The sequence below is a fragment of the Hyphomicrobium sp. 802 genome, from assembly GCF_000526135.1.
Taxonomy (GTDB): domain Bacteria; phylum Pseudomonadota; class Alphaproteobacteria; order Rhizobiales; family Hyphomicrobiaceae; genus Hyphomicrobium_B.
Genome location: NZ_JAFM01000001.1, coordinates 944161 through 968200 on the forward strand (window position 1 = coordinate 944161; position 24040 = coordinate 968200).

Here is a 24040-nt window from a genome sequence, read left to right on the forward strand (position 1 = left end):
GACGGATTGCAGCGCATCTCGCCGGCCGGGGGCTCGGCGAAACTCGGCACAAACAACCGAAGCAGGGCAGACAGGTGTTTAAGCCGCGGCGGCCGGAAATTCTGGCGCTTATCGTTGCCGTCTACGTCGCGCTGGTTCTGAACCGGCCGTTCTGGAACAAATTTCTGATCCTCGTTGCGCCGCATCGGTTCAGCGATTGGGCGTTCGTTGGCGCAGTTGGTGTCGCGACTATTGTCATCGCGTATCTTGTGCTGCTTGCCGTTTCGCTGAAGCCATTGCTGCGTGTGCTCGTTCTCGTTCTGCTGCCGGTCACTGCGGCGGCCGCGTATTTTATGGGCGAGTATGGCATCCTCATTGATGCGCACATGGTGCGAAATATCTTTGAGACGGACAGGGGAGAGTCGGGCGATCTCGTCACGTGGAAGCTCATCGGGTACGTCGTATTTCTCGGGGTTGTGCCCGGCGTTCTATTCTGGCTCGTGCCGTGGATGGAGCGGTCGTGGCGCGATGAAACGCTGGCGAAACTCAAATACGCGACGGTGGCTTCTGTCATCTGCGTCGCGGTGGTGCTGCCGTTCCTAGGCAACATTCTTTCGCTCGGCCGCGAGCATCGCGAACTGAAGATGACGCTGACGCCGCTGAACTACATCTCAGCGGTTACGACGTATTGGCGGCGGGAAGGGCGTAAGCAGGTCAAGGTGGCCGCACCTTACGGTGATGATGCGTATCAGGCGGCAGCGTCGAATCCGGCGCGCAAGTCGCTGTTCGTAATCGTCGTCGGTGAAACTGCGCGTGCAGATCATTTTGCGCTAAACGGTTACGCGCGACCGACCAATCCGGAACTTTCCAAGGTGCCGGACCTCATCAATTATCCGCATGCTTATTCGTGCGGGACCGATACCGCCCAGTCGGTGCCGTGCATGTTTTCAGGCTACGGCCACGACGGCTTCACCAATGCAAAGGCAGAGACGCGCCAGAACCTTCTGGATGTCTTGAAGCGAGCGGGCGTGAATGTCCTGTGGCGTGAAAATCAAGCCGGCTGTAAGGGCGTCTGCGCACGCATCGAAACCGAAACTCTGACCGGACACAAAGTTCCGACGTTCTTTCCGAGCACCGAAAACTACGACGATATTCTCGTCGATGGTCTCAAGGAACGCATCGAGAAGATGCAGCACAACGAGGTCATCGTGCTGCACATGATGGGCAGTCACGGTCCTGCGTACTGGCGGCGCTATCCGCCGCAATACGAGACATTCACGCCGGCTTGCAAAGACGCGCAGTTCAGCCGGTGCGAGCTGCAGACGATCGTCAATGCTTACGACAATACGCTCGTCTATACCGATCACGTCTTGGCGCGGCTTATCGGGGTGCTTGCAGATGCGCAAAGCCGCGGCGTCGATGCCGGAATGCTTTATGTGTCCGATCACGGAGAGAGCCTCGGCGAGCACGGCATGTACCTTCACGGCATGCCCTATGCGTTGGCGCCGGAAGCGCAAATCCATGTGCCGATGGTGGTGTGGCTTTCCCCGACGCTGCGTGAAGCACGCGGCATCGATCAGTCTTGCATGATGGCGCACGCGAGCGCGCGCGTAAGTCACGACAATCTTTTTCATTCGGCGCTGGGGATCATGAACGTAAAGACGCGCGTTTACGATCCGGCGCTCGATCTATTCGCGGGCTGCCGCAACCGCACACGTAAGGCTTATGGGCAGCTCACGCCATAATGAGATAACGTAGCGCGACAGGTTGCGACGCGACGATTTCACCACCCAGGCGCGACGAAAATGATATCCCCGGGTTATTCGGACTCATGCATGATTGGCGTGTAAAGGCGCTTGGAAGGTTTGAGCATGGTTCGAATTCTGGCCGCGTTGTCTTTTCTGGCTGTGATCTGCGGCCCGATGGTAGCGTGGGCTGAACAGCCGCTCGGCCCGGTTCCGGAACACCCGGACATGAGCGCGCGAGCCGTCACGACGCTGCTCTTCCAGGCGAAGCCGGGGATCCGCCCCGATCTCTCCGGCAAGTTTCTCGTTTATCTCGATCTGTCGGAACTTAATTTCAAAGCGGCCAACCTGGCGCATTCGGATTTTTACGGCACGGACTTCACCGGTGCTAATCTGAAGGGTGCCGATCTCTCGCATACGCGCCTTGACCGCTCCGTGCTGATGCGAGCCGATCTTTCCGGCGCTAACCTCACGGGCGCAACGATTTTGAGGCCGACGATCTACGCGGATCTGTCGTCGAACACACAGGATGCGCCGCGCTTCACCGGCGCCAATCTCACGGACGTTCATGTTCAGGCGGAACTGTCGGGTGCCGACTTCCGCGGTGCGAACCTGTTTCATGCCAACTTCTATCCGCTCGAAGGTCGGCCCGGGGAGGGAACGCTTGCCACGACGTATCGCAACGTTCTCAAGTATTGCGATTTCTCAGGGGCCCGGCTCGAAGACGCCAACATGACGCGAGCCGTGCTGTGGTTTGCCCGGTTCAACGGGGCCAATCTGAAAGGCACGGACTTCACTGACGCGGACCTGTCGCGAGCGGATTTCTCAGGTGCGGACATCACCGGTGCCGACTTTACGCGCGCCGATCTCGACGGCGCCAATTTTGTTGGGGCGATCGGCATTGCTCAGGCCAAAGGTCTCGATCAGGCCGTCAATCTTGATCGCGCCGTCAGATAAGCGATGTTCAGTTGTCGCGACGTCAGGCTGGCGTCGGCTAGACATCGGACCATCTTTAAACAAATCACAAACTGCTATTAACCTTTGTTAAAGGGTTTATTGTCAGGCTGTTAACACCTCATCCCAAACCAGGGTGCTGAAATGTCGAAGCTAAGCGGAGTTGTCCGTTTGCGTCCATGTGCATCGTTTGCGGTTGGATTTTTCGCAGTGGCTTCCGTCTGGGCGACCGGCGCTGAAGCGGTCAGCCTGCACGTCAAGCTGGCCTGCTCGCGCGATTACTATGCCTATTGCAGCCAGTTCGCTTCGGACAGCCCCGAAGTTCGCCAGTGTATGCGCTCGGTCGGCAAGCGGCTATCGGAACGCTGCTTCAACGCCCTGGTCGACGCGGGCGAGGTGAGCCCGACCGAAGTTGCCCGGCGCGCGGCGGCACTGCGGCAGTAGAGGCACTTTCGTTCTCGGCTGGTCCCGAGGATGACAGGGTGTGTCCTGTTCTTCGCTGCCCCAATAGGCATCCAGACGTCTTTTCCGGCAGTTGCCAGATTTGACTAATAGGAACTTGACTTGCGCCTCACGAACTTCGTTTATGATGTGCTCAGTCGGCCGCACATGCGTTGACGACGCCTTTAGCGGCGTGAGCGTCGCGTGTTCCGAACCGGCCAGATGAGAGCAATGAGGGCGGTGACATGGGCGAACCGAGGATCGAGCTAAAGCCTTGGCGGCAGATCGACGTTCCGGAGCCGCAGCCGGACGAGCTTTATCAGCTTTCGCTTTTCGACAAGACCTATAGCTTCCGCGGTCTGAAGGCGCTGCTCGGCGCGGCCGACTTCGACAAGGCGGGCGATCGCAATTGTGGGCTGGCAGCGAAGGACGACGTCGAGCGCGAAGCTGCGCGGACGATCCTTTCAGGTCTCACGCTGCAACATCTCTACGACCGGCCGCTGACCGACGATGAAGGTCAGGTCGATTCAGTCATGCGGATCAACTACGATATCGATCTTGCGACCTTCGCGGAGCTGGCGCCGAAGACGCTCGGCGATGTCAAAAACATGCTGCTGCGCGCGAAGTCGGCGGAAGCCAAGCGCATCGGCGGGGCGCTGACGGGCGTCATGGCGGCGGCCATCGCCAAGCTCATGGACGTGCATGAGCTTGTCTATGCGGCGAAGAAATTGAAGCGGTCCGGCAAGGCGCGGACGCTCGTTGGCGCGCCCGGCACATTGTCGTCGCGTCTGCAACCCAACCACCCGACCGACGATCTCGATGCCATGTCGGCGCTGGTCTATACGGGCCTGTCGATGGGCTCGGGCGATGCGCTGCTCGGGCTCAATCCGGCAATCGACACGGTCGAGAACATCACGAAGGCGCTGAAGCATCTCGACAAGCTGCGCCGCGAAACGGGCGCGCCGACGCAGATCTGCGTGCTCTCCCACGTCAAGACGCAGCTCGCGTGCCTTGAAAGCGGGGCGCCGGTCGAAATCATGTTCCAGTCGCTGGCCGGCACGGATCGCACGCTCATCGAAGAGTTCGACTGCACGGCCGACGTACTCGACCAAGCCTATACGACGATGGCGAAGCATGGGCCGCTTGCGGGCGAAGCCGACCAGTTCATGTATTTCGAGACCGGACAGGGCAGCGAGCTGACCTACGGCAAACACAACGACATCGACATGACGACGACGGAAGCGCTCTGCTATGGGCTGGCGCGCCGCTACGATCCGTTCATGGTCAACAACGTGACGGGCTTCATCGGGCCGGAGACGCACCGCTCGAACTTCGAGATGATCGTGTCGAACCTGCAGGATCATTTCATGGGCAAGCTGCTCGGCCTGCCGATGGGCATGGCGCCCTGCTACACGCTGCATTCCGAGATCACGATGGAAGGTCAGCAGATCGCAGCCGAGTTGCTGACGGCTGCGGGCGCCAACTACTTCATGGACGTCTATCTCTCGATTGATCGCATGCTCGCCTATTTCGATACCTGCGGGCACGACGACCAGACGATGCGCGAAGTGCACGACCTGACGCCTGCGCCCGAGTTTCTCGAGTGGACGATTTCGCGCGGCATCTTCGTACGCAACGAAGACGGCGAGATCGAGCGCGGGCCGAACTGGGGCAATCCGAAAATCTTCTGCTCGGAGGACGAGTTCGAGCGGCTGCGCAAGAACCTGCCGGCGGCTTACGGGTTCGAGAGTGCCGGTCCGCGACCGAGCGAGCAGGTGTCGCGCGCGATCAAGGCCAACCTCGCGGCGGCGCGCGAAGCGATCTATGCCGAGGTCACGCCGGAACGCCTTGCCGGCATTGACTTCCGCCGCGTGAAGACGTCGGCCGAGAGCAAGGAGATCCACCTCTCGCATCCGGATCGCGGCGCAAAGCCTGCGGACGAGATGATCGCGGAACTCGCACCGGAAAGCGTCGACGTACAGATCATCGTGTCGGACGGGTTGAGTGCGGAAGCCGTGCATCACAACATTCCGGACCTGTTGCCCGCTTTGCTTGACGGCTTGAAGGAGCAGAGCATTTCAGCCGGCAAGCCGATCCTCGCGCCGTATGGCCGGGTGAAACTGGCGGAAGCGCTGGGCGACGCGTTACAGCCGAAGCTTGTGATCAATCTCATCGGGGAGCGGCCGGGCGGCGACGCGCTCGCCTCGCGCAGCATGTCGGCTTACATCGCGTATCGTCTCGACGATGATGCGAAGAAAGCGGCGGCGCAGTTCAGCGGCAACCCGGACGTGCGCTACGAATACACGGTGATCTCGAACATCTATGCGGGCGGCTTGCCGCCGAGCGAAGCCGCCGTACAGATCGCCGAGCGCGTCAATCAGATTTTGACGACGAAGGCCGCGGGCAACCGGCTGGAGCGGGCGATTCATGATCGTTCGCACAACATGCGTATGGCTATGGGGGCTTAATTCTTGATTGCGCCTTGCGAGACTCCCTGCGGGGAGCCGGCCGCAAGACGCGGACTTGTCGGCAAGTCGTAGATCACGTGCCTTGTCATCCTCGAACGCGGCGAGCATCGCGAGCGCGTTCGGGGATCCAACGTGAAGCTGCCGATGGCTCAGTCTTGCGTCTCCGACGAGTCTTGCGCTGGATCTCCGGCCGTCTCTCACCTGTTCCGCGCTTGCCTGTCGCCAAACGGAGGCAATCCGACCCCCCTTGACGTTTCGCTCTGCAGATCGCTTATCTCGCCATACCAGCCGGCCGGACGGCCGCTGCCGGATATCGTTGAGGCGAAACGGGCTCTAAAGGCTCGCGAGCAAAGCGTCCGGTGGAGGAAAGTCCGGGCTCCCAGAGAACACGGTGGCGGCTAACGGCCGCCGGGGGCGACCCCAGGGAAAGTGCCACAGAGAACATACCGCCTCCGCGCCTCCGGGCTCGGCGGTAAGGGTGAAAAGGTGCGGTAAGAGCGCACCGCGCTTCTGGCAACAGAAGCGGCAGGGCAAACCCCACCGGGAGCAAGATCAAATAGGGGTGGGCGCGCGGAGCGGGAAACCGCAGACGCAAGGCGCGTTCTCACGCTACCTGCCCGGGTTGATTGCACGAGGCGCTTGGCGACAGGCGTCCCAGATGAATGGTCGTCGCGGAGGCGCAATCCTCCAAACAGAACCCGGCTTACAGGCCGGCTGGTATTTTATTCTTTTGCATGCTTCGCGATTAGAGAGCCGAAAGTGCCTCTTTTGCCGCGAACCAGGCTGCCGCGCCATATCCGACCGTCGTCAAAATACAGCTCAACGTGATCATCGCCGTGAAAGCGATCGGTGGCGATTTCAGGTAGCTCGGCCGGAGCGCCCGAACGAAGAATGCAAACGGGTTGAAAAAAGAGCCGATGCAAATGAAGGCCGTCATCCATGCCGGCGGTATGATTTCAAGCGTGCGAAACAGCATGAAAAAGATGAACTGGAACTGCGCCATCATCAGATAGTCGATATGAGACTTCAGCAGATCATGGCGCCCGGGGATAAGTTTGAGCATCGGGCTGTCGTCGGATGAGAAGACGGCGACGAGTAGCCAAGCCTGAAGAAGGGCCACGACGAGACATAGGCTTGCAGTCAGCAACAGGAATTGTGTTGGCACGGCTTTCTTGGCTCCGATTTTCCACTGTTTTCGCGAATTTACATAGACAATCGTCAGCGCAGTCGCTTGACTAATCGGGACAAAAGTCTTGGCCACGGCGGCCAGCGTCGGGGGTTGGGATGAGGGGATCCTTTTCAACGGATCGCGTGGCTGCAAAAGATGGGTTCGCTTATTGGAGCGATCTCGTTTGCGATGTCTTCGTAAAGCTCGATTGCAATTCGACAGTGCGAGATTGCTTCAAGGCCAAGATGCTTTATGACACTCTCGGTTGGCTTCGCGTCGTAGAAGCGGAAAGCGATGCCATCGAGGCTCAGCGCTCACGACGGCAGATCACCAAGGGCAGTGAAGATGACCTCTTGGTTTCCATCCAAATCAAAGGAAAGACGCAGCTCATACAGGACGGCCACGAGGCTGTGCTAAATGCTGGTGATTTTGCCCTTTACGATAGCTCTCGACCTTACGTCCTGCGCATGTCCGACGATACGCGGCTTATTTGCCTGCAATTTCCGCGCAGCGAGATCGTCGGTCGTCTCGGGCCGGTTTCGCCGTTCGTGGCTAGAGCAGTAGACGGAGAACATGGAGTTGCCAGTCTCTTCCTGGAGCTGGCGCGTATGTTGCCGAAAAGAGTTTCTGAATTGGATAAAGCCACCGCAGAGGGCGTTGCAGAGCATGTCGTCGATCTATTGGCATTATCGCTCGGAAGCGAGCGGGGCGACGCTTTTCAGCTTGCGAACGGCCATGCTGCGATGCGTTCACGCTTGAAGCAGGCGATACGAAGGCACATTCGCGATCCTGATTTCTGTCCCACACTTGCCGCGCGTTCGGCAGGTATCAGCGTTCGACATGCCAACCGCCTTCTAGCGGAGGAAAATACATCGCTGGGGCGGTTTATAATCGGCGAGCGTTTGGCCGGCTGTAGGGAAATGCTGAGCGATGCCTACTATGACAACCTGTCGATTGGTGAGATCGCATATTCCTATGGGTTCAATGATCTCAGCCATTTTAGCCGCGCATTTCGCGCGCGCTATGGTCACTCTCCGAAGGAGTATCGCTCTCGTCGTACACGTCAGCCTTTCGTTGCTACCTAGGGCGAAGCGCGCGATTATGACCGTTGCGGCATTCACGGCGATATCATTTCCCGCAATGGCTTGGACGGAACAGGACATTGTCCACAAGGGCCTTGCCGGTTCTCTGATCCCGGCGACCGGCGGCAAGCCTGGGCCGATGGTGCTGATCTTGCCGGGCTCCGGTCCTGTGGATCGCGACGGCAATGCGCCTGGAATGGATACCGACAGTCTCAAGCTTGTGGCGCGGGGGTTCGCCGATCTCGGCATCAGCTCGCTTCGGATCGACAAGCGCGGTGTGGGTGAAAGTTATGCCGCCGGTCCGCGCGTCGAAGACCTGCGCTTTGGCACATATGTCGATGACGCAATCTCGTGGCTCGACTTTTTGCGCAACCGGCCTGACGTCTCGAAGCTGTTCATTCTCGGGCACAGCGAAGGCGCGCTTGTCGGCACGCTCGCGGCGAAGAAAACGCGTGTCACGGGGCTTATCTTGCTTGAGGGCGCAGGGAGGCCGATTGCTGATGTTTTGGCGCGGCAACTCGCGAGCGCAGGTGTTTCGCCAAAGCTACAGGGCATTTCAAAGCAGATTACGGAGCGATTGGAACACGGTGTCGCCGTTCCGAACGTTCCGGCTGAACTCGTGGCGCTCTATCAGCCGCGGGTTCAAGGGTATCTGATGTCGTGGATGCCGCTTGATCCGGCGGCCGAACTTTCGGCGGTGACGTGCCCGGTCCTTATCGTCCAGGGTAGCACCGATCTGCAGGTGTTTCTCGATGACGCGCACCAGCTTTCAACAGCATTGCCGTCGGCTCGTCTGGTCGTGATTTCGGGCATGAACCACATCTTGAAGGAAGCGCCTGAGGATCGCGCGCAAAATTTCGCGACGTACGGCAATTCGTTTTTGCCGCTCGATCCTCAGCTTCTTCCTGTGCTCGCGGATTTCGTGCGCAAGCACTGAGGGTGCATCACGGACTCGTCACAACGAGCTTGCGATAGAGGTGCCAAGTCGCGTGGCCCAGGATCGGGAGCACGATGGCAAGTCCGAACAGGAACGGCAGTGCACCCAAAACGAGACCGACTGCAACGATCAGGCCCCACAGCGCCACCGGAATGGGGTTTTCCAGCGTGGCGCGAACGGACGTTCGGATGGCCGCGCCGACGCCCACATCGCGATCGACGAGCAGCGGGAACGACACAACGCTGATTGCCAGCACAAACAGGGCAAAGAGAAAGCCGACGAGATTGCCGGCGAACATCAATTGCCGTCCCTTATCGGTCGTCATGACCTGATTGACGAAGTCCGACAGCGACGTCGGCGTGCCGCCTATGATCTGCGTGTACATCATGTTCGCGACGTAGAGCCAGCCGACGAACAGCAGCGCCAGGAAAGCGCCGAGCGTGAAGATCGAGTCGATGCCGGGCCGATGCAGTACGTCGAGCGCGCGGGCGGGAGATACGTCGAGGCCCTGCTCGCGGCGTCGGCTCAATTCATAAAGGCCGATGGCGACGAACGGTCCGAGCAGCGCGAAGCCTGCCGCCATCGGGTAGATCAGATGCAACAGCTCATAACCGAAGATCAGTCGCGCGAGGATGATGCCGACGACCGGATAGATGATGCAGGCGAAGACGACGTGCGTCGGCATCGCGCGGAAATCATCGATGCCCTCGCGCAGCGACTGCCAGACGTCTGCCGTCGTGATTGAGCGGACTGCCGGATCACCGTCGCGCCACAGAACGGACGCGGGCCAACGAAGTTCGATGTCGGAATGAGGATGGGACGGCGTCGGTCGCGTGAGATTCGCCATGGTGCACCTCCTTATGGGTGCCGACGGCTCATCCGCCTCGGCACCGGCTGACGTGTGCCCCGCTTTGCGCTGGTGCAGATCATGCGCCCCCGCGTGCGCCGCGACCAATCAGGTCTCCGTGACCGCGTTTGCGCGTTTCAGAAAATTTCCAGGTTTTCAGAAGCTTGCAGCGGACCGCGAAGGCCGCCCGAGAGGCGCGTCGGCAGCGGGCTGTGGATCAGGGGTAACAATTCCAGTTCTCACCACGAAATATCCTTAATATTCCGTTGACGACCATCAATTCCCATGCGATCCCATATATGCCCGTCCGCACCGGGCAGGACACCGTGGCTGGGCGCCGATTTGGTTAGAGGGCCCAAATCTGAGCGACCGCCACGGCCCCTTTCTTGATTGTTTCGGGCGACAGGCGTTCCGCGACGGCCGCCCGAAATGGAGCATCCCGGCCGCGGCGGCCGAGTTTTTAGGTCCGGTCCTGACGGCCGGCTCCGCGAAGCGGAGTCGTCAGGGCCAAGTAAGTGAGTAGGAGGACGGAAATCGTAGCTGGGGGATGGACCGCTTTGTCTCGACATTCACAAACAAGATCGACTCAAAAGGGCGCGTTTCCGTTCCAGCCTCGTTTCGCGCCGTCCTTGAGCGTGACGGTTACGCCGGCGGCCTCTACTGCTACCCCTCGCTCGATGCTTCTGCTCTCGATGCAGGCGGCGAAAGACTTGCAAAGAAAATCGACGGGCTTCTCGCGGGCTTGCCGGACTATTCGGATGAGCGAGACGAGCTCTCTGTCGCACTCTACGGCGACGTCCAGGTTCTCTCGATCGATGGCGACGGCCGCATCGTCCTTCCTGAAGGCCTTCGCGAGCACGCCAACCTGGCAACCGCCGTCACGTTTGTTGGCCTTGGTGACAAGTTCCAGATGTGGGAGCCCAAAGCCTTCGAAGAACGCCGCAAGGAAGCGCGCAGCAAAGTCCAAGTGACGCGCAAACTTTTTGCAGCGGGTGGCCGTTCGTCGGATGACAACGGCAACGAGGGAGCACGGGAATGACGCGCGGTGGCGGGGCAGAGGGAGCCTCGCTGGGGCCAGCTGACAAGCATCCGCGCCACATTCCCGTGCTGATCTCGGAAGTGCTGGAGACGCTCGCGCCAAAGGCGGGCGAAACCTATATTGACGGCACGTTCGGCGCAGGCGGATATACGCGCGCCATCCTCGAAAAAGCCGACTGCTCCGTTCTCGCGCTCGATCGCGATCCTAACGCCATTCGCGGTGCAGCGCCGCTTATTGCGCAATTCGGCAGACGGCTGAAGATCATCGAGACGCCTTTCAGCCAGATGGAAGACGCTGTCGGCGCCGAGCTGCCGGGACAGCAGGTCGATGGTGTCGTGCTTGATATCGGCGTTTCCTCGATGCAGCTCGACGATGCGGAGCGCGGGTTCTCATTCCAGTCGGATGGCCCGCTCGACATGCGCATGTCGTCGTCGGGTATGAGTGCCGCCGATTTCCTCAACACTGCGGATGAGGAAGACATCGCAAACGTCATCTACGAGTTCGGCGAGGAGCATCGCTCACGCGCCATTGCGCGGGCGATCGTCAAAAGACGCGTGGATGCGCCGTTCTCGCGTACGCTCGAACTCGCCGATGTGGTGTCACGGGTTTTTCATGGCCGGAAAGTCGACGGTCGTCATCCGGCTACACGGACGTTTCAGGCATTGCGGATTTTCGTCAATGACGAGCTCGGCGAGCTGACAACCGGATTGGCGGCAGCAGAGCGCATTTTGAAGCCCGGCGGACGGCTCGTTGTCGTCAGCTTTCACAGCCTGGAAGATCGCATCGTCAAAAAGTTTCTGACCGAGCGCAGCGGCAAGACTGCTGGTGCGTCGCGGCATCAGCCGCCGGAATTGATAAAATCTGCCGATCCAAGTTTCCGACTTGTTAACTCGCGCCCGTTAACACCTTCTAAAGGTGAATTGGAAGTGAACCCCCGTTCCCGGTCCGCACGTTTGCGGGCAGCCATCCGCTTAGACGCAGCGGCATGGCCTTTAGATACGGGCGCGACGGGCCTCTCCCAGCACCGGCGATAATGCGCAGCTTGATTTCAAGCTCAACGGGAACTGTTTCAAAATGCGTCTCTTGAATATTGCAGCTTTCTTTTTTGCAGTGTCGAGTGCGCTGCTTCTTTATGCCTTGAACTACGATACCCGCCGCCTCGAAGCCGAGGTTCAGGAGAAGGAACGTTACGCCGACCAGGCACGCAGCGATATCGCCGTGCTCAAGGCGGAACGTGGCACGCTCTCGCGCCCCGACCGGATTGATGGGCTTGCGCGGCAACTCGGACTAGGTCCGCCGAAGCCCGAACAATTCGAGGGCGAGGGCCAAGTGTCCCAACTCAGCGGACGAGCGAACACTTCCGGCGGACAATAGAGGGACGGTTGGTCGTGGCTGGGGGGCGTTCAGAGATCATGATGCGTGGTTCGCGCCGAGGTTCGGAGCGCGTCGTTTACGGCGTGCTGATCGCGGCCTTTGCGGGTGTCGCGGGCCAGCTTCTGGTGTTGGCGGCGTCACGGCATACCGACATCACGCTCGCTATTTCCGAGCCCGTCGCGGCAACGAGCTTCAGCCGTCCGGATATCGTCGACCGCAATGGCCGTCTGCTTGCGACCGACCTCGAAGCGCCGTCGATCTTTGCTGACCCTGGGCTCGTGATCGATCGCGACGAAGTCGTCGAAAAGCTACGGACCGTGCTGCCTGATCTCGACGGCGACCAGCTCTTTCGCGATCTTGCCGATAAATCGCGGCGATTTCTTTGGGTGCGGCGGGGCGTTTCGCCGGGCATCGCGCAGAAGGTGCACGATCTCGGTCTGCCGGGTATCGCCTTCCGATATGAGCTGAAACGCGCCTATCCCGGCGGCATGATGGCCGGTCATGTGCTCGGCTATACCGACGTCGACAATCGCGGCGTCTCGGGTATCGAACGCTATATTGACCAGAAAGTCGGCGTCGATCCCGTGCATTCGGCGGTGCTGTCGAGCCGCCCGCCCGTGCGCCTGTCGCTCGACATCGGGGTGCAGCATGCCCTCGAAGACGAGCTTGACGACGGCGTGCGCGACTACAAGGCGGAGGGCGCAGCGGGTGTCGTCCTCAATATCAAGACCGGCGAAATACTGGCGAGCGCATCGCTGCCGCGTGTCGATCCGTCTTGGCCGATGGAGGCACTCGATCAGAAGCATATCGACCGCACGGCCGCAGGTACATACGAGCTTGGCTCGGTGTTCAAGACGCTGACGCTGGCGATGGCGTTCGACGAAGGTCTGGCGCGTCCCGATACGCTGCTCGACGTGCGCCAGCCGCTCGAAGCGGGACGCTTCACCGTCAAGGACTTTCATCCGGCAAGCCGCCCGCTGACCGTGACCGAGGTCTACACGCATTCCTCGAACGTCGGCGCCGGCATGCTAGCGCTCGAAGCGGGGCCGGAAAAGCTTGAAGCGTTCTTCAAGAAGCTCGGTATTTTAGATCAGATGGAAACCGAGGAAAGTCCGCTCGCGGCGCCGCAACTGCCGCAGCACTGGAACCGGATATCGACGATCACGACGTCATTCGGGCACGGCATAGCCGTTTCACCACTTCAGTTCGCCGCCGCCGCCGCGACCATTCTGAACGACGGGAAAACCGTGCATCCGACATTCCTGCGCAAATTCGATGCGGGGACGGCAGACGGCAAGGCCGTCGTCAGCCCGGCAACGTCGCGGCTGATGGCGCACCTTATGCGTCTCAACGTCGTCAATCGTGACGGAACGGGCGGAAAGGCCGATGTCCCGGGCTATCGGGTCGGCGGTAAGACGGGTACGGCCGACGTAGCCGCAAAAGGCGGGTACACGTCGAACTCGGTCATTTCGTCGTTTCTCGCGACATTTCCGACAGATGATCCGCAGTTCCTGACGTATGTCGTACTGTTCGAGCCGAAGGGCCTTAAAGAAACACACGGCTATCGTACCGGGGGATGGAACGCGGCGCCGATCACCGGCAAACTCATCGCGCGCATTGCAGCGCAGTTGGGCGTTGCGCCGGAGACCCAGACGGCCAGCCGATGATCGCGACGGCTGCGAGATTTGACGGCTCGCCTGGCGCCTCCTATCACGTTCCAGACAAGGGGCGGTGCAACTGGGGGACGATAAGGCGGGGATGATGCGGCTTAGCGAGGTGCTTCCGGCGGATATCGCGCCGCCGCCAGGTGCGGACGCCATTTCCGTTTCAGGCATCACGGCCGCGAGTGCTGCGGTAGGTCCGGGAGCGATTTTCGCCGGGCTGCCGGGCACGAAAGTTGATGGCTCTAGTTTCGTTCCTGAAGCGATCGAGCGGGGCGCAGTTGCCGTCATCGTTGGCAGGAACAAGGGCGTGCGCGTTCCCGAAGGCGTGGCGCTGATCGAGGTCGATAATCCGCGCGCCGCATTGGCTAAGATCGCGGCGAAGCTCGCGGGCCGCCAACCGAAAACGGCCGTTGCAGTCACGGGAACGAGCGGCAAAACGTCCGTCGCCGATTTCACGCGGCAGATCTTCACGGCGCTGGGTCACAAGGCGGCATCGGTCGGAACTATCGGCATCGTCAAGCCGTCCGGCGCCGTTTACGGTTCGCTGACGACACCCGATCCGGTCACGCTACATGCGGCGCTTGCGGCGCTCGCGGACGAAGGTGTGACGCATCTGGCGTTCGAGGCGTCGTCGCACGGACTTGACCAGCATCGGCTCGACGGCGTGGAGCTTTCGGCGGCGGCCTTCACGAACCTCGGCCGCGATCACATGGATTATCATCCGACAGTCGAAGATTATTTGAGTGCGAAGCTGCGGCTGTTCACGGAGCTTCTGCAACCGGGGCAACCTTCTGTCATCAACGCGGACGGGGCTTATTCGCGTGACGTCGCGGCGGCGGCGAAGACGCGGGGCTTGCGCGTGATGATGGTAGGCACGGGCGGCGATGCGCTTCAGCGCACATCGCTGTCGCGTGATGGATTTCGCCAGATCATCGGCGTGAACGCGGGCGGCAAATCCTACGAGGTTTATTTGCCTTTGGTCGGTGCGTATCAGGTCGAGAATGCGCTGGTGGCTGCCGGTCTTGCGATAGCCGTCGGAGAAGAGACCGAAGCTGTGCTGCAAACGCTTCGCGGTTTGAAGGGCGTGCCTGGGCGGCTCGAAATCATCGGTGAGCGCAACGGCGGTCTCGCCATCGTCGATTATGCGCACAAGCCTGAGGCGCTGGCGGCGGCACTTGATGCTTGCCGTCCGTTTGCGACGGGGCGCCTGATTTCGGTGTTCGGCTGCGGCGGCGACAGGGACAAGGGCAAGCGGCCGATCATGGGCCGCATTTCGGTCGAACGCGCCGACATCACGATTGTGACGGACGATAATCCACGCAGCGAGCAACCGGCTGAAATCCGCAAGGAAATTCTCGCGGGTGCGGTGGGCGCTCGCGAAATCGGCGACCGCGCGGAAGCCATCACGACGGCGGTTTGCATGATGACTCCGGGCGATGTCGTGCTTGTGGCCGGAAAGGGTCACGAAACCGGCCAGATCATCGGCGATCGGATCATTCCATTTTCCGATCACGACGAAGTCCGGAAGGCGCTCGCAAGCCGATGAACGCAATGAACGCTCTGTGGTCTTTCTCCGAACTTTCTTCTGCATTGGGCGTTGCGTCCGACGGTGACGGCGTTGCCATCACAGGCGTGTCGATCGATACGCGGACGTTGCAGGCGGGCGATCTTTTCATCGCGCTCAAGGATCAGCGCGACGGGCACGAGTTCGTTTCGGCGGCGTTCAAGGCCGGGGCTGCTGCGGCGCTGGTCAGCCGCGATTATGTTCGACAAGCAGGCGATGGCGCTTTGTTTCGCGTAACTGATCCGCTTGATGGGTTGGTGGCGTTGGGGCTAGCGGCGCGCAGACGGCTGTCGGAAGATGCGCGCGTCGTCGGCGTGACGGGCAGCGTGGGCAAGACCGGTACCAAGGAGATGCTGCGCGCGTGTCTGTCGCGGCTCGGGGCCACACACGCGTCGGAGAAATCCTACAACAATCATTGGGGTGTGCCGCTGACGTTGGCGCGGATGCCGGCCGATACGCAGTTCGCCGTGTTTGAGATCGGCATGAATCATGCGGGCGAGATCCGGCCGCTGACCAAGATAGTGCGTCCACATGTGGCGATCATCACCACGGTCGAAGCAGTGCACCTAGAGTACTTTCCGTCGGTCGCGGCCATCGCGGATGCCAAGGGCGAGATTTTCGAAGGCTTGCCGCAGGGCGGGGCGGCGATCATCAAATATGACAATCCGTTTGCGGGTCGCCTCAAAGCTATCGCCGAGGCTTACGGCGCGAAGCCGGTGACGTTCGGTTTTGACAGCAATGCCGACGCTTGTGGGTCGGATTTCCGGATGTCCGACGACGGCAGCGATATGACCGTTTCTATTGAGGGCCTGAGCATTCCGGTTCATCTGGCGATGCCGGGACGGCATATCGCGGAGAATGCACTGGCGGTTGCGGCCGCGGTTGCTGCCATCGGCGCGGAAGTCCCCACAGCACTCGCTGCGCTGGCCGATCTTGTGCCGCCGAGCGGCCGGGGCGCGCGCAGCACGCTCTACGTCGGCGATGGAGAAGTGCTGCTCATTGACGAGAGCTACAACGCCAATCCGGCCTCGATGCAGGCGGCTCTGGCGACCCTCGGGGCAGTTCCTCGACAAAGATTTATGCGACGGATTGCGGTGCTCGGCGACATGCTGGAACTCGGCAGCGAGGCTCCGGCGCTACACTCCGGCCTCAAAAGTGCCGTCGATGCGGCGGATGTCGATTTGGTGTTCGCATGCGGGCCGCATATGAAAGGCCTTTATGATGCCCTACCAGCGGCCAAGAAAGGCGGCTACTCTCTGACGTCGGCGCCGCTCGAAATCGCGCTTGCGGATCGTCTGAGGGCGGGCGATGTCGTGATGGTGAAGGCATCGAACGGGACGCGGCTCGGCGCTGTGGTGGCGGCGCTGAAATCACAGTTTGGCAAAGACGGGCCCGCCGCTTAGCCGGCCGGGATCATTGAGGGGGAAGTTCGCGCGGCATGCTCTACGAGCTCGTCAATTTCAGCGACCAGATCAGCGCGCTGAACGTCTTTCGCTACATCACCTTCCGCACCGGCGGCGCGATCTTTACGGCGCTGTTGTTCGTGATGATGTTCGGACCGGCGATCATCGATCTCCTGCGCGTCAAGCAGGGCAAAGGGCAGCCGATCCGCGACGACGGCCCGGCAACGCATCTTTTGAAGCGTGGTACGCCGACGATGGGCGGGCTGATGATCCTCGCCGGCGTCACGGTCTCGACGCTGCTCTGGGCGCAGCTCGACAACGGCTATATCTGGGTCGTGCTCGGCGTTGCGCTTTCGTATGGCGCGATCGGTTTTTATGACGACTTTCTGAAGGTGACGAAGCGGTCGACTGCGGGCTTCTCAGGCCGCATCCGCTTCCTGCTCGAACTTTTCGTGGCCGCGCTGGCGGGCTTTGCGCTGATGAAGCTCAGTCCGGCCGGGCTCGCGACGGATTTGACGTTTCCGTTCTTCAAAGAGCTGGTCATCGATCTCGGGCCGTTTTTCGTGCTGATGGCCGTATTGGTGATCGCGGGCGCGGGCAATGCCGTCAACCTGACGGACGGGCTCGACGGCCTTGCCATCGTTCCGGTCATGATCGCGGCGGCGACGTTCGGCATGATTGCGTATCTCTCGGGTAACGCGAAATTCGCGGGCTACCTGCAAATTCATCACGTGCCGGGCACCGGCGAGCTGTCCGTCATCTGCGGGGCGTTGATCGGCGCTGGCCTTGGCTTCCTGTGGTTCAATGCGCCGCCTGCCATGATCTTCATGGGTGACACCGGCTCGCTGGCGCTGGGCGGCACGCTCGGGGCGATTGCGGTCGCGATCAAGCACGAGATCGTGCTGGCGGTCGTCGGCGGCTTGTTCGTGCTCGAAACGCTGTCCGTCATCATCCAAGTGTTGTCGTTCAAGTGGACGGGGAAGCGCGTCTTCAAGATGGCGCCATTGCATCACCACTACGAGCAAAAGGGCTGGAAGGAATCGACGGTCGTGATCCGGTTTTGGATCATTTCGGTGATTTTGGCGCTGATCGGGCTTTCGTCCCTGAAACTGCGCTAGGACGCCAAACGACGCGACTTGCTGTAGATTGACCTCAATGATTCGCGCGACGTCCTTTAAAGGAAAATCCGTAGCGGTGTTTGGGCTTGGTGCGTCCGGCATTGCGGCTGCCGAGGCTTTGATTGCCGGCGGCGCCATCGTCTCCGCTTGGGATGACGGCATCGCGGCGCGGGATGCAGCCATCGCCAGGGATATTCCGCTTTTTGATCTGTCCGTTGTGGATTGGTCGGGCTTCTCCGCGCTGGTGCTGGCGCCAGGCGTGCCGCTGACCCATCCGGAGCCGCATTGGACGGTGAAGCGCGCGACCGAGCACGGTGTTGCGGTCATCGGCGATATCGAGATTTTCGCGCGCGAGCGGGCGCTGCATGCGCCCGGCTCGCCGTTCATTGGGATCACCGGCACCAATGGCAAATCGACGACGACGGCGCTGATCTCGCACATTCTGCGGCACGCGGGGCTCGACGTGCAGATGGGCGGCAATATCGGCCGGCCGATCCTGACGCTTGAGCCGCCGGAGCCCGGACGGTTTCATGTCGTCGAGCTGTCGTCGTTCCAGATCGACCTGACGCCGACGCTCGGGCCGACCGTCGGCGTGATGCTGAACGTCACGCCTGATCATCTCGACCGCCATGGCTCGATCGAGCATTACGCCGAGATCAAGGAGCGCCTCGTGCTCGGCGCGGACATTGCGGCGGTTGGCATCGATGACGACTTCGGCCTGGCGATGCTGCGCAGGCGGATCAACGTCGGTCCTGTTGTGGCCTTCAGCGCGGAAAAATCCATCGCACCGGGTTACAGCCTGCTCGGCGATACGATCGTATGCAGCAATCGCGAGGGCCTCGCGGTGAAGCTGGGCTCGCTGACGGGCGTTCCGACGCTGCGCGGCAAGCACAACGGGCAGAATGCATTGGCCGCTGTTGCGGCGGTTCGCGAGTGTCTCAGCGCGCTCGGGCGGACGACCGATCTCGATTGGCAGGGTGCGCTGTCGTCGTTCCCCGGTCTGCCGCACCGGATGGAAGAGATCGGCCGCATCGGCAAGGTGCTATTCATCAACGATAGCAAAGCGACGAATGCGGATTCGACGGAGAAAGCGCTGCAGTCGTTTCCGCGCGATGTCTATTGGATCGCAGGCGGTAAGCCGAAGGCCGGCGGCATCGAGAGCCTGGAGCCGCATTTCGGCGGTATCACGAAAGCATATTTGATCGGCGAGGCCACGGATGCCTTCGCAGCGACGCTCGACGGCAAAGTTCCGTTCGAGCGCAGCGGCACGCTGAACGAGGCGCTGTGGGCCGCTTCGGCTGACGCTCAGTTGAGCGATGGACAGGAACCCGTCGTGCTGCTTTCGCCTGCGTGCGCGAGTTACGATCAGTTCCGTAATTTCGAGGTGCGCGGCGATTGTTTCCGAGGGCTGGTCGCAGCTCTTCCCGGTATCGAATTGCGGGCTGGGCCATGAAGCTCTCGCGCGCCGATCGCAGTCTGCTTGCGGAGTGGTCGTTCACGATCGATCGCGGGCTTCTGATCGCGCTGCTGTCGCTCATCGCCATCGGTGTCGTGCTGTCGGTTGCGGCGTCGCCTGCGGTTGCGATCAAGAAAGGTTTGCCGACCTATTATTTCGTCGAGCGGCATGTGTTCTTTGCGGCGCTCGGCACGATCCTGATGATCGTCATTTCGTTTTTTACGCCGGGCGGCGTCAGGCGGCTGGCGGCAGGGCTGTTTCTCGTCGCCATCGGCGGCATGATCGTCGTGATTTTTTCCGGTGCCGAGATCAACGGCGCGCAGCGGTGGCTGAGTTTCGGCGGATACACGATTCAGCCATCCGAATTTGCGAAGCCGGCGTTTATCGTCATCCTGGCGTGGCTATTCGGCGAGGCGGGAAAGCGCAGCGATATGCCGGCGCTCCCGTTCGGGTTGGCGCTCTGGGCGTTCTTCGGGGCGATCCTGGTGGCGCAACCTGACGTCGGCCAGACCGTGCTGATCAGCGCGACGGCGGGCCTCATGTATCTGCTCGCTGGGATGCCGGTGATCGGTGCGGGCATTCTGGTGGTTCTTGGCGGTTGCGGGATGGGGATGGCCTATATCTACTTTCCGCACGTGCAATCGCGCTTCGACAAGTTTTTCGGCGCGGCACCGATGGAGAATTCGCAGGCGGGCCGGGCTATTCAATCGTTTACGGAAGGCGGCTTGTTCGGCCGTGGGCCGGGCGAGGGCGTGATCAAGTCGATCCTGCCCGACGCGCACACCGATTACATTTTCGCGGTGATCGGCGAGGAATACGGTGCGATCGCATGTATCGCGCTGCTCGGCGTTTTCGCTTTCATCGTGGCGCGGGCCATGCGGCGCGCTGCGAACGAACCCAACACCGCCGACCGGCTCGCGATCCAGGGCCTGGCGCTCGTTTTCGGGCTGCAATCGCTTATCAACATGGGCGTCAATATCGGGCTGCTGCCGCCGAAGGGTATGACACTGCCGTTCATTTCCGCGGGCGGATCGTCGATGTTGGCGCTGGCAGTTACCGCGGGCATGCTGCTGGCGTTGACGCGGTGGCGGCCTGATCCACAGCGCCTCAAAAAGCCGCGATGGATTCCGGCTATCGACGAAGTACAACTCGGGGGTCAAACTCCAACACGATGAGCAAGAGGTAATGGCGGGCGCGCAATCCATCATGCTTGCCGCAGGGGGAACGGGCGGGCATTTGTTCCCGGCATTCGCCTTGGCCGAAGAGCTGAAGCGCCGCGGCGTCGTCGTCGATCTGATGACGGACATGCGCGGCGATCGTTATGGCGGTGGTTTTCCGGCGCGCGATATTTATCAAGTGCCGTCGGCGACGCTGGCGTCGCGGTCTCCTGGCGATATCGCGAAGACCGCGCTGATGCTGGCGCGCGGTACGAGGGCGGCGTATTCGATCCTCGGCCGCGTAAAGCCTGCAGCCATCATTGGCTTCGGGGGCTATCCGACATATCCGCCGCTTGTTGCGGCGCGGCTGCGCGGAATTCCGACTGCCATTCATGAGCAGAATGCTGTGCTCGGGCGCGCCAACAAGCTGTTAGCGAAACGCGTCACGGCAATTGCGACGTCATTCGAGCGCACGAAGTTTCTGGAAGGCAAGCTCGCCGAAAAAGCGGTGCTGACCGGAAATCCAGTGCGCCAAGCGGTCATGGATGCCGCGACGCGCCCTTATGAAGCGCCAGCCGGGGAGGGCGTGATCCGCCTTCTGATTTTCGGCGGCAGCCAGGGCGCGCGGTTTTTCTCAGATACTGTCCCGCTCGCGCTTTTTGCACTTCCCGATCACATCCGGGGGCGGTTGCGTGTGGTGCAGCAAGCGCGCGAAGAGGATATCGAGCGCGTCAACGATGCCTATTCGGAGGCGAATATTAGCGCCGAAATTGCGTCGTTTTTCGCCGATCTCCCGGCTCGGATGGCGGCCGCGCATCTCGTCATCGGGCGGGCGGGTGCTTCCACGGTTGCGGAATTGACGGTGATGGGGCGGCCCTCCATCCTGGTGCCGTTGCCGCACGCGCTCGACAACGATCAGCTTAACAATGCGCGCCGCTTGGCGGAATCGGGTGGGGCGTGGTGCATCGAACAGCGCAACCTGTCGCCGGAACGCCTCGCTGATGAACTGGAAAAGCTCCTGATTGCGCCTGACGCCCTTGCGGCGGCAGCGAAGGCCGCTAAAACCGCTGGACGCCCCGATGCCGTCCGGAATTTGGCCGATTTTACGCTGGCTTTAGCAGAAGGGCGTAAAACAGGTACGGGGCGTGACCATTGAGGGATCTGCATTTCGTCGAACCGCGCGAGATAGAGACAGCGAGGAAGCTTCCGGCCATGCAAATGCCGCGCGACATCGGACCTTTCCACATCATCGGCATCGGTGGCATCGGCATGAGCGCGATTGCCGAAATTCTGGTCGCCAAAGGATACACCGTTCAGGGTTCCGATCAGAAAGAAAGCGCCAACGTCAAACGCCTGCGCTCGAAGGGCATTCGCGTTTTCGTCGGCCATGATCCGGTGAACCTCATCGGCGCGCGGTACGTCGTGATTTCAACGGCGGTGAAAGCGCTCAATCCGGAATTGGTCGCGGCGCGTCAGAAGGGCCTGACGATCATCCGCCGCGCTGAAATTCTCGCCGAGCTGATGCGGCTCTATTCGACGATCTCGGTGACGGGCACGCACGGCAAGACGACAACGACGTCGCTGCTCTCGCACATCTTCACGGAAGCGGGCGAAGAGCCAACCGTTATCACGGGCGGTATCATCAACGCCTGGGGCTCGAATGCGCGGCTCGGCCAGGGCAAGTGGATGATCGTCGAAGCGGACGAGAGCGATGGCACGTTCACGCGGTTGCCGACGGAAATCGGCATCGTGACGAACATCGATCCGGAGCATCTCGATTACTTCGGCTCGGTCGAAGCGATGCACCGCGAATACGAAGCCTTTCTGCGCAACATTCCGTTCTTTGGACTGACGGTTGTCTGCATCGATCATCCCGTCGTGCGGGAGATGGTGCAGCGGCTGAACCTGCGCGCCGATGGCCGCCGCCTGCTGACGTACGGACAGAGCGAGGATGCCGATCTTCGGCTGACGGGCGTCCGCATCGTCGGCAACACGACCTATTTCGATGCGAGCCTGGCGGCGCGGGTCAAAGGCGGCGCGCGCGTGTTGCAGGATTGGTCGGTGCCGGTGCCCGGCGCGCACAACGCACTCAATGCGCTGGCCGCAATTGCGGTTTCGACGCACGCCGGATTGTCCGATGCCAAGATCAAGGCGGCGATGGCCGGTTTCTCCGGCGTGAAGCGCCGCTTCCAGTTCACCGGCGAATGGAACGACGTGACGATTTACGACGACTACGGCCACCATCCGGCGGAAATCGCGGCGGTGTTGGCAGCAGCGCGCGGCGGCACGAAAGGTCGCGTGATCGCGGTCGTTGAACCGCATCGCTACACGCGCGTGCGCGACCTGATGGACGAGTTCGCGCAATGCTTCAAGGACGCCGACAGCGTGATCGTGGCGCCGCTCTATACCGCTGGCGAAAACCCGATCGAAGGTGTCGACAGTCGCGCGCTCGCCGAGCGGATCAGAACCATGGGTGGCCGTCCGGCCGAAGCTGTCGACGATCCGGCACTTATCGCGCCCGCGATCAAGCGACTGGCGCGGCCGGGCGATCTCGTCATTTGCCTCGGTGCCGGTAATTCGACCGAGTGGGCAAATGCTTTGCCGGCGTGGCTGGCGGAAGAACCGAAGCGTACCGGGAGCGCGGGGTGATGTTCACGGACATCACGGATGACCTCAAGGCCGCGATGCCGGAGCTCAAGGGCAGGCTGAGCGCGAATGCGTCTTTAGCGGATGTCACGTGGTTTCGGGTCGGCGGTCCGGCGCAGGTGCTGTTCATGCCTGCCGACGAAGCCGACCTTGCGTATTTCCTGAAGCATCGGCCGAGCGATGTACCGGTGCAGGTCATCGGGCTCGGCTCGAACCTGCTCGTCCGCGATGGGGGAGTGCCGGGTATTGTCATCCGGCTCGGGCGCGGGTTTTCCGAAATCGCCGTCGAAGACGGGCATCGGCTGCGCGTCGGCACGGCAGTTCCCGACGTGAAGGTCGCGCGGGCGGCGGCGGATGCGGGCATTCGCGGGCTCGCGTTCTATCGCGGCATTCCGGGGTCCATCGGCGGCGCGCTGCGTATGAATGCGGGGGCGCACGGGCGCGAGACGAAAGATTGTCTGATCAGCGCGCGTGCGGTTGATCCAAGCGGCACCGTTCATGTGTTGTCGCTCGCCGACATGGGCTTCACCTATCGTCATTCCGGTATTCCGAAAGACTGGATTTTCACAGAAGCGACGTATGCGGGTGAGCCCGGCGATCCGGCTGAAATCCTGAAAGAGATGGATGAGGTCGCGGAATATCGCGAGAAGAACCAGCCGATCAAGGAACGCACTGGCGGCTCGACGTTCAAGAACCCGCCCGGTCATAGTGCTTGGAAACTTGTCGATCAGGCGGGATGCCGTGGGCTTCGCGTCGGTGGTGCGAAGGTTTCGGAGATGCACTGCAATTTTCTGATCAACGACAATCAAGCGAGCGGCGAAGACGTCGAGACTCTCGGTGAGACGGTTAGGGCGCGCGTTCGCGAGACGGCCGGCATTACGCTCGACTGGGAGATCATTCGTCTCGGTATTCCCAAACCCGGCCGTCCGGTCGGGGAAGCGCTGGCCGCCGAGCGCGCCGACCAAAACTAATTCACAGCACATGATTTTCAATCTGCA

General features: G+C 61.2%; 20 protein-coding genes and 1 other RNA gene. 19 read left to right on the forward strand and 2 right to left on the reverse strand.

Annotated elements, in window-relative coordinates:
- Window positions 1-74 precede the first annotated feature (74 nt).
- From HYP802_RS0104755 to rnpB, 5 genes are all read left to right on the forward strand, one after another.
- Window positions 75-1724, forward strand: coding sequence for a phosphoethanolamine--lipid A transferase (locus HYP802_RS0104755; protein WP_013945963.1), 1650 nt, complete (start codon window positions 75-77; stop codon window positions 1722-1724).
- A gap of 126 nt (window positions 1725-1850) precedes the next feature.
- On the forward strand, window positions 1851-2681 hold the full coding sequence (locus HYP802_RS0104760) for a pentapeptide repeat-containing protein (RefSeq protein ID WP_013945964.1): 831 nt from the start codon (window positions 1851-1853) through the stop codon (window positions 2679-2681).
- A 141-nt stretch (window positions 2682-2822) separates the two neighbouring features.
- Window positions 2823-3122, forward strand: a complete 300-nt coding sequence (locus tag HYP802_RS0104765) for a hypothetical protein (protein ID WP_013945965.1) — start codon at window positions 2823-2825, stop codon at window positions 3120-3122.
- A 242-nt stretch (window positions 3123-3364) separates the two neighbouring features.
- A complete protein-coding gene (locus HYP802_RS22800; RefSeq protein ID WP_013945966.1) occupies window positions 3365-5587 on the forward strand; it encodes an ethanolamine ammonia-lyase in 2223 nt (740 codons plus the stop codon).
- 284 nt (window positions 5588-5871) lie between these two features.
- Window positions 5872-6309: RNase P RNA component class A (gene rnpB, locus HYP802_RS23100), an RNA gene on the forward strand.
- Window positions 6310-6332: 23 nt separating this feature from the next.
- Here rnpB and HYP802_RS0104775 read toward each other — a convergent pair.
- Window positions 6333-6752 (reverse strand): hypothetical protein, encoded by a 420-nt coding sequence (locus HYP802_RS0104775; RefSeq protein WP_155831146.1) that lies wholly within the window; start codon window positions 6750-6752, stop codon window positions 6333-6335.
- Window positions 6753-6898: 146 nt separating this feature from the next.
- Here HYP802_RS0104775 and HYP802_RS0104780 point away from each other — a divergent pair, with 146 nt between their 5' ends.
- On the forward strand, window positions 6899-7840 hold the full coding sequence (locus HYP802_RS0104780) for a helix-turn-helix domain-containing protein (protein WP_024275265.1): 942 nt from the start codon (window positions 6899-6901) through the stop codon (window positions 7838-7840).
- 16 nt (window positions 7841-7856) lie between these two features.
- A complete protein-coding gene (locus HYP802_RS0104785; protein WP_013945969.1) occupies window positions 7857-8774 on the forward strand; it encodes an alpha/beta fold hydrolase in 918 nt (305 codons plus the stop codon).
- Window positions 8775-8781: 7 nt separating this feature from the next.
- Here the strand turns inward: HYP802_RS0104785 and HYP802_RS0104790 are convergent, their stop codons facing one another.
- Window positions 8782-9621 carry a DUF2189 domain-containing protein gene (locus tag HYP802_RS0104790; RefSeq protein WP_013945970.1) on the reverse strand — a complete coding sequence of 280 codons (840 nt, stop codon included), beginning with the start codon at window positions 9619-9621 and terminating at the stop codon, window positions 8782-8784.
- A 547-nt stretch (window positions 9622-10168) separates the two neighbouring features.
- Between HYP802_RS0104790 and mraZ the strand changes: the two genes are divergently transcribed.
- The 12 genes from mraZ (at window position 10169) to murB (ending at window position 24013) form a co-directional block, all read left to right on the forward strand.
- The gene (gene mraZ / locus HYP802_RS0104795) at window positions 10169-10660 is read left to right on the forward strand and encodes a division/cell wall cluster transcriptional repressor MraZ (RefSeq protein WP_013945971.1); all 492 of its coding nucleotides are present in this window, start codon (window positions 10169-10171) and stop codon (window positions 10658-10660) included.
- Window positions 10657-11694, forward strand: coding sequence for a 16S rRNA (cytosine(1402)-N(4))-methyltransferase RsmH (rsmH, locus tag HYP802_RS0104800; protein ID WP_013945972.1), 1038 nt, complete (start codon window positions 10657-10659; stop codon window positions 11692-11694). Before mraZ ends, rsmH begins: the two co-directional genes overlap by 4 nt.
- A 40-nt stretch (window positions 11695-11734) precedes the next feature.
- Window positions 11735-12034 (forward strand): cell division protein FtsL, encoded by a 300-nt coding sequence (gene ftsL / locus HYP802_RS0104805; RefSeq protein ID WP_013945973.1) that lies wholly within the window; start codon window positions 11735-11737, stop codon window positions 12032-12034.
- A 38-nt stretch (window positions 12035-12072) separates the two neighbouring features.
- The gene (locus HYP802_RS0104810; RefSeq protein ID WP_024275267.1) at window positions 12073-13701 is read left to right on the forward strand and encodes a penicillin-binding protein 2; all 1629 of its coding nucleotides are present in this window, start codon (window positions 12073-12075) and stop codon (window positions 13699-13701) included.
- 94 nt (window positions 13702-13795) lie between these two features.
- Entirely contained in the window at window positions 13796-15244 is a 1449-nt protein-coding gene (locus HYP802_RS0104815) for a UDP-N-acetylmuramoyl-L-alanyl-D-glutamate--2,6-diaminopimelate ligase (RefSeq protein ID WP_013945975.1), read from the forward strand.
- On the forward strand, window positions 15241-16665 hold the full coding sequence (locus tag HYP802_RS0104820; protein WP_013945976.1) for a UDP-N-acetylmuramoylalanyl-D-glutamyl-2,6-diaminopimelate--D-alanyl-D-alanine ligase: 1425 nt from the start codon (window positions 15241-15243) through the stop codon (window positions 16663-16665). The genes HYP802_RS0104815 and HYP802_RS0104820 overlap by 4 nt, the downstream gene beginning before the upstream one ends.
- A gap of 35 nt (window positions 16666-16700) precedes the next feature.
- The gene (mraY, locus tag HYP802_RS0104825; RefSeq protein ID WP_013945977.1) at window positions 16701-17783 is read left to right on the forward strand and encodes a phospho-N-acetylmuramoyl-pentapeptide-transferase; all 1083 of its coding nucleotides are present in this window, start codon (window positions 16701-16703) and stop codon (window positions 17781-17783) included.
- A 37-nt stretch (window positions 17784-17820) separates the two neighbouring features.
- The gene (murD, locus tag HYP802_RS0104830; protein WP_013945978.1) at window positions 17821-19236 is read left to right on the forward strand and encodes a UDP-N-acetylmuramoyl-L-alanine--D-glutamate ligase; all 1416 of its coding nucleotides are present in this window, start codon (window positions 17821-17823) and stop codon (window positions 19234-19236) included.
- Window positions 19233-20414 carry a putative peptidoglycan glycosyltransferase FtsW gene (locus HYP802_RS0104835; RefSeq protein ID WP_013945979.1) on the forward strand — a complete coding sequence of 394 codons (1182 nt, stop codon included), beginning with the start codon at window positions 19233-19235 and terminating at the stop codon, window positions 20412-20414. The genes murD and HYP802_RS0104835 overlap by 4 nt, the downstream gene beginning before the upstream one ends.
- Window positions 20415-20424: 10 nt before the next feature.
- On the forward strand, window positions 20425-21552 hold the full coding sequence (gene murG, locus HYP802_RS0104840) for an undecaprenyldiphospho-muramoylpentapeptide beta-N-acetylglucosaminyltransferase (protein WP_013945980.1): 1128 nt from the start codon (window positions 20425-20427) through the stop codon (window positions 21550-21552).
- Window positions 21553-21608: 56 nt separating this feature from the next.
- Entirely contained in the window at window positions 21609-23045 is a 1437-nt protein-coding gene (murC, locus tag HYP802_RS0104845; protein ID WP_024275269.1) for a UDP-N-acetylmuramate--L-alanine ligase, read from the forward strand.
- On the forward strand, window positions 23045-24013 hold the full coding sequence (gene murB / locus HYP802_RS0104850; RefSeq protein ID WP_013945982.1) for a UDP-N-acetylmuramate dehydrogenase: 969 nt from the start codon (window positions 23045-23047) through the stop codon (window positions 24011-24013). The genes murC and murB overlap by 1 nt, the downstream gene beginning before the upstream one ends.
- Window positions 24014-24040 lie beyond the last annotated feature (27 nt).

Excerpts from the sequence above, each read along its gene's own strand:
- HYP802_RS0104760 (WP_013945964.1), top strand. The coding sequence starts at position 1,851 with ATGGTTCGAATTCTGGCCGCGTTGTCTTTTCTGGCTGTGATCTGCGGC.
- HYP802_RS0104765 (WP_013945965.1), top strand. The coding sequence starts at position 2,823 with ATGTCGAAGCTAAGCGGAGTTGTCCGTTTGCGTCCATGTGCATCGTTT.
- HYP802_RS22800 (WP_013945966.1), top strand. The coding sequence starts at position 3,365 with ATGGGCGAACCGAGGATCGAGCTAAAGCCTTGGCGGCAGATCGACGTT.
- HYP802_RS0104785 (WP_013945969.1), top strand. The coding sequence starts at position 7,857 with ATGACCGTTGCGGCATTCACGGCGATATCATTTCCCGCAATGGCTTGG.
- HYP802_RS0104790 (WP_013945970.1), bottom strand. The coding sequence starts at position 9,621 with ATGGCGAATCTCACGCGACCGACGCCGTCCCATCCTCATTCCGACATC.
- mraZ (WP_013945971.1), top strand. The coding sequence starts at position 10,169 with ATGGACCGCTTTGTCTCGACATTCACAAACAAGATCGACTCAAAAGGG.
- rsmH (WP_013945972.1), top strand. The coding sequence starts at position 10,657 with ATGACGCGCGGTGGCGGGGCAGAGGGAGCCTCGCTGGGGCCAGCTGAC.
- ftsL (WP_013945973.1), top strand. The coding sequence starts at position 11,735 with ATGCGTCTCTTGAATATTGCAGCTTTCTTTTTTGCAGTGTCGAGTGCG.
- HYP802_RS0104810 (WP_024275267.1), top strand. The coding sequence starts at position 12,073 with ATGATGCGTGGTTCGCGCCGAGGTTCGGAGCGCGTCGTTTACGGCGTG.
- HYP802_RS0104815 (WP_013945975.1), top strand. The coding sequence starts at position 13,796 with ATGCGGCTTAGCGAGGTGCTTCCGGCGGATATCGCGCCGCCGCCAGGT.
- HYP802_RS0104820 (WP_013945976.1), top strand. The coding sequence starts at position 15,241 with ATGAACGCAATGAACGCTCTGTGGTCTTTCTCCGAACTTTCTTCTGCA.
- mraY (WP_013945977.1), top strand. The coding sequence starts at position 16,701 with ATGCTCTACGAGCTCGTCAATTTCAGCGACCAGATCAGCGCGCTGAAC.
- murD (WP_013945978.1), top strand. The coding sequence starts at position 17,821 with ATGATTCGCGCGACGTCCTTTAAAGGAAAATCCGTAGCGGTGTTTGGG.
- HYP802_RS0104835 (WP_013945979.1), top strand. The coding sequence starts at position 19,233 with ATGAAGCTCTCGCGCGCCGATCGCAGTCTGCTTGCGGAGTGGTCGTTC.
- murG (WP_013945980.1), top strand. The coding sequence starts at position 20,425 with ATGGCGGGCGCGCAATCCATCATGCTTGCCGCAGGGGGAACGGGCGGG.
- murC (WP_024275269.1), top strand. The coding sequence starts at position 21,609 with ATGCAAATGCCGCGCGACATCGGACCTTTCCACATCATCGGCATCGGT.
- murB (WP_013945982.1), top strand. The coding sequence starts at position 23,045 with ATGTTCACGGACATCACGGATGACCTCAAGGCCGCGATGCCGGAGCTC.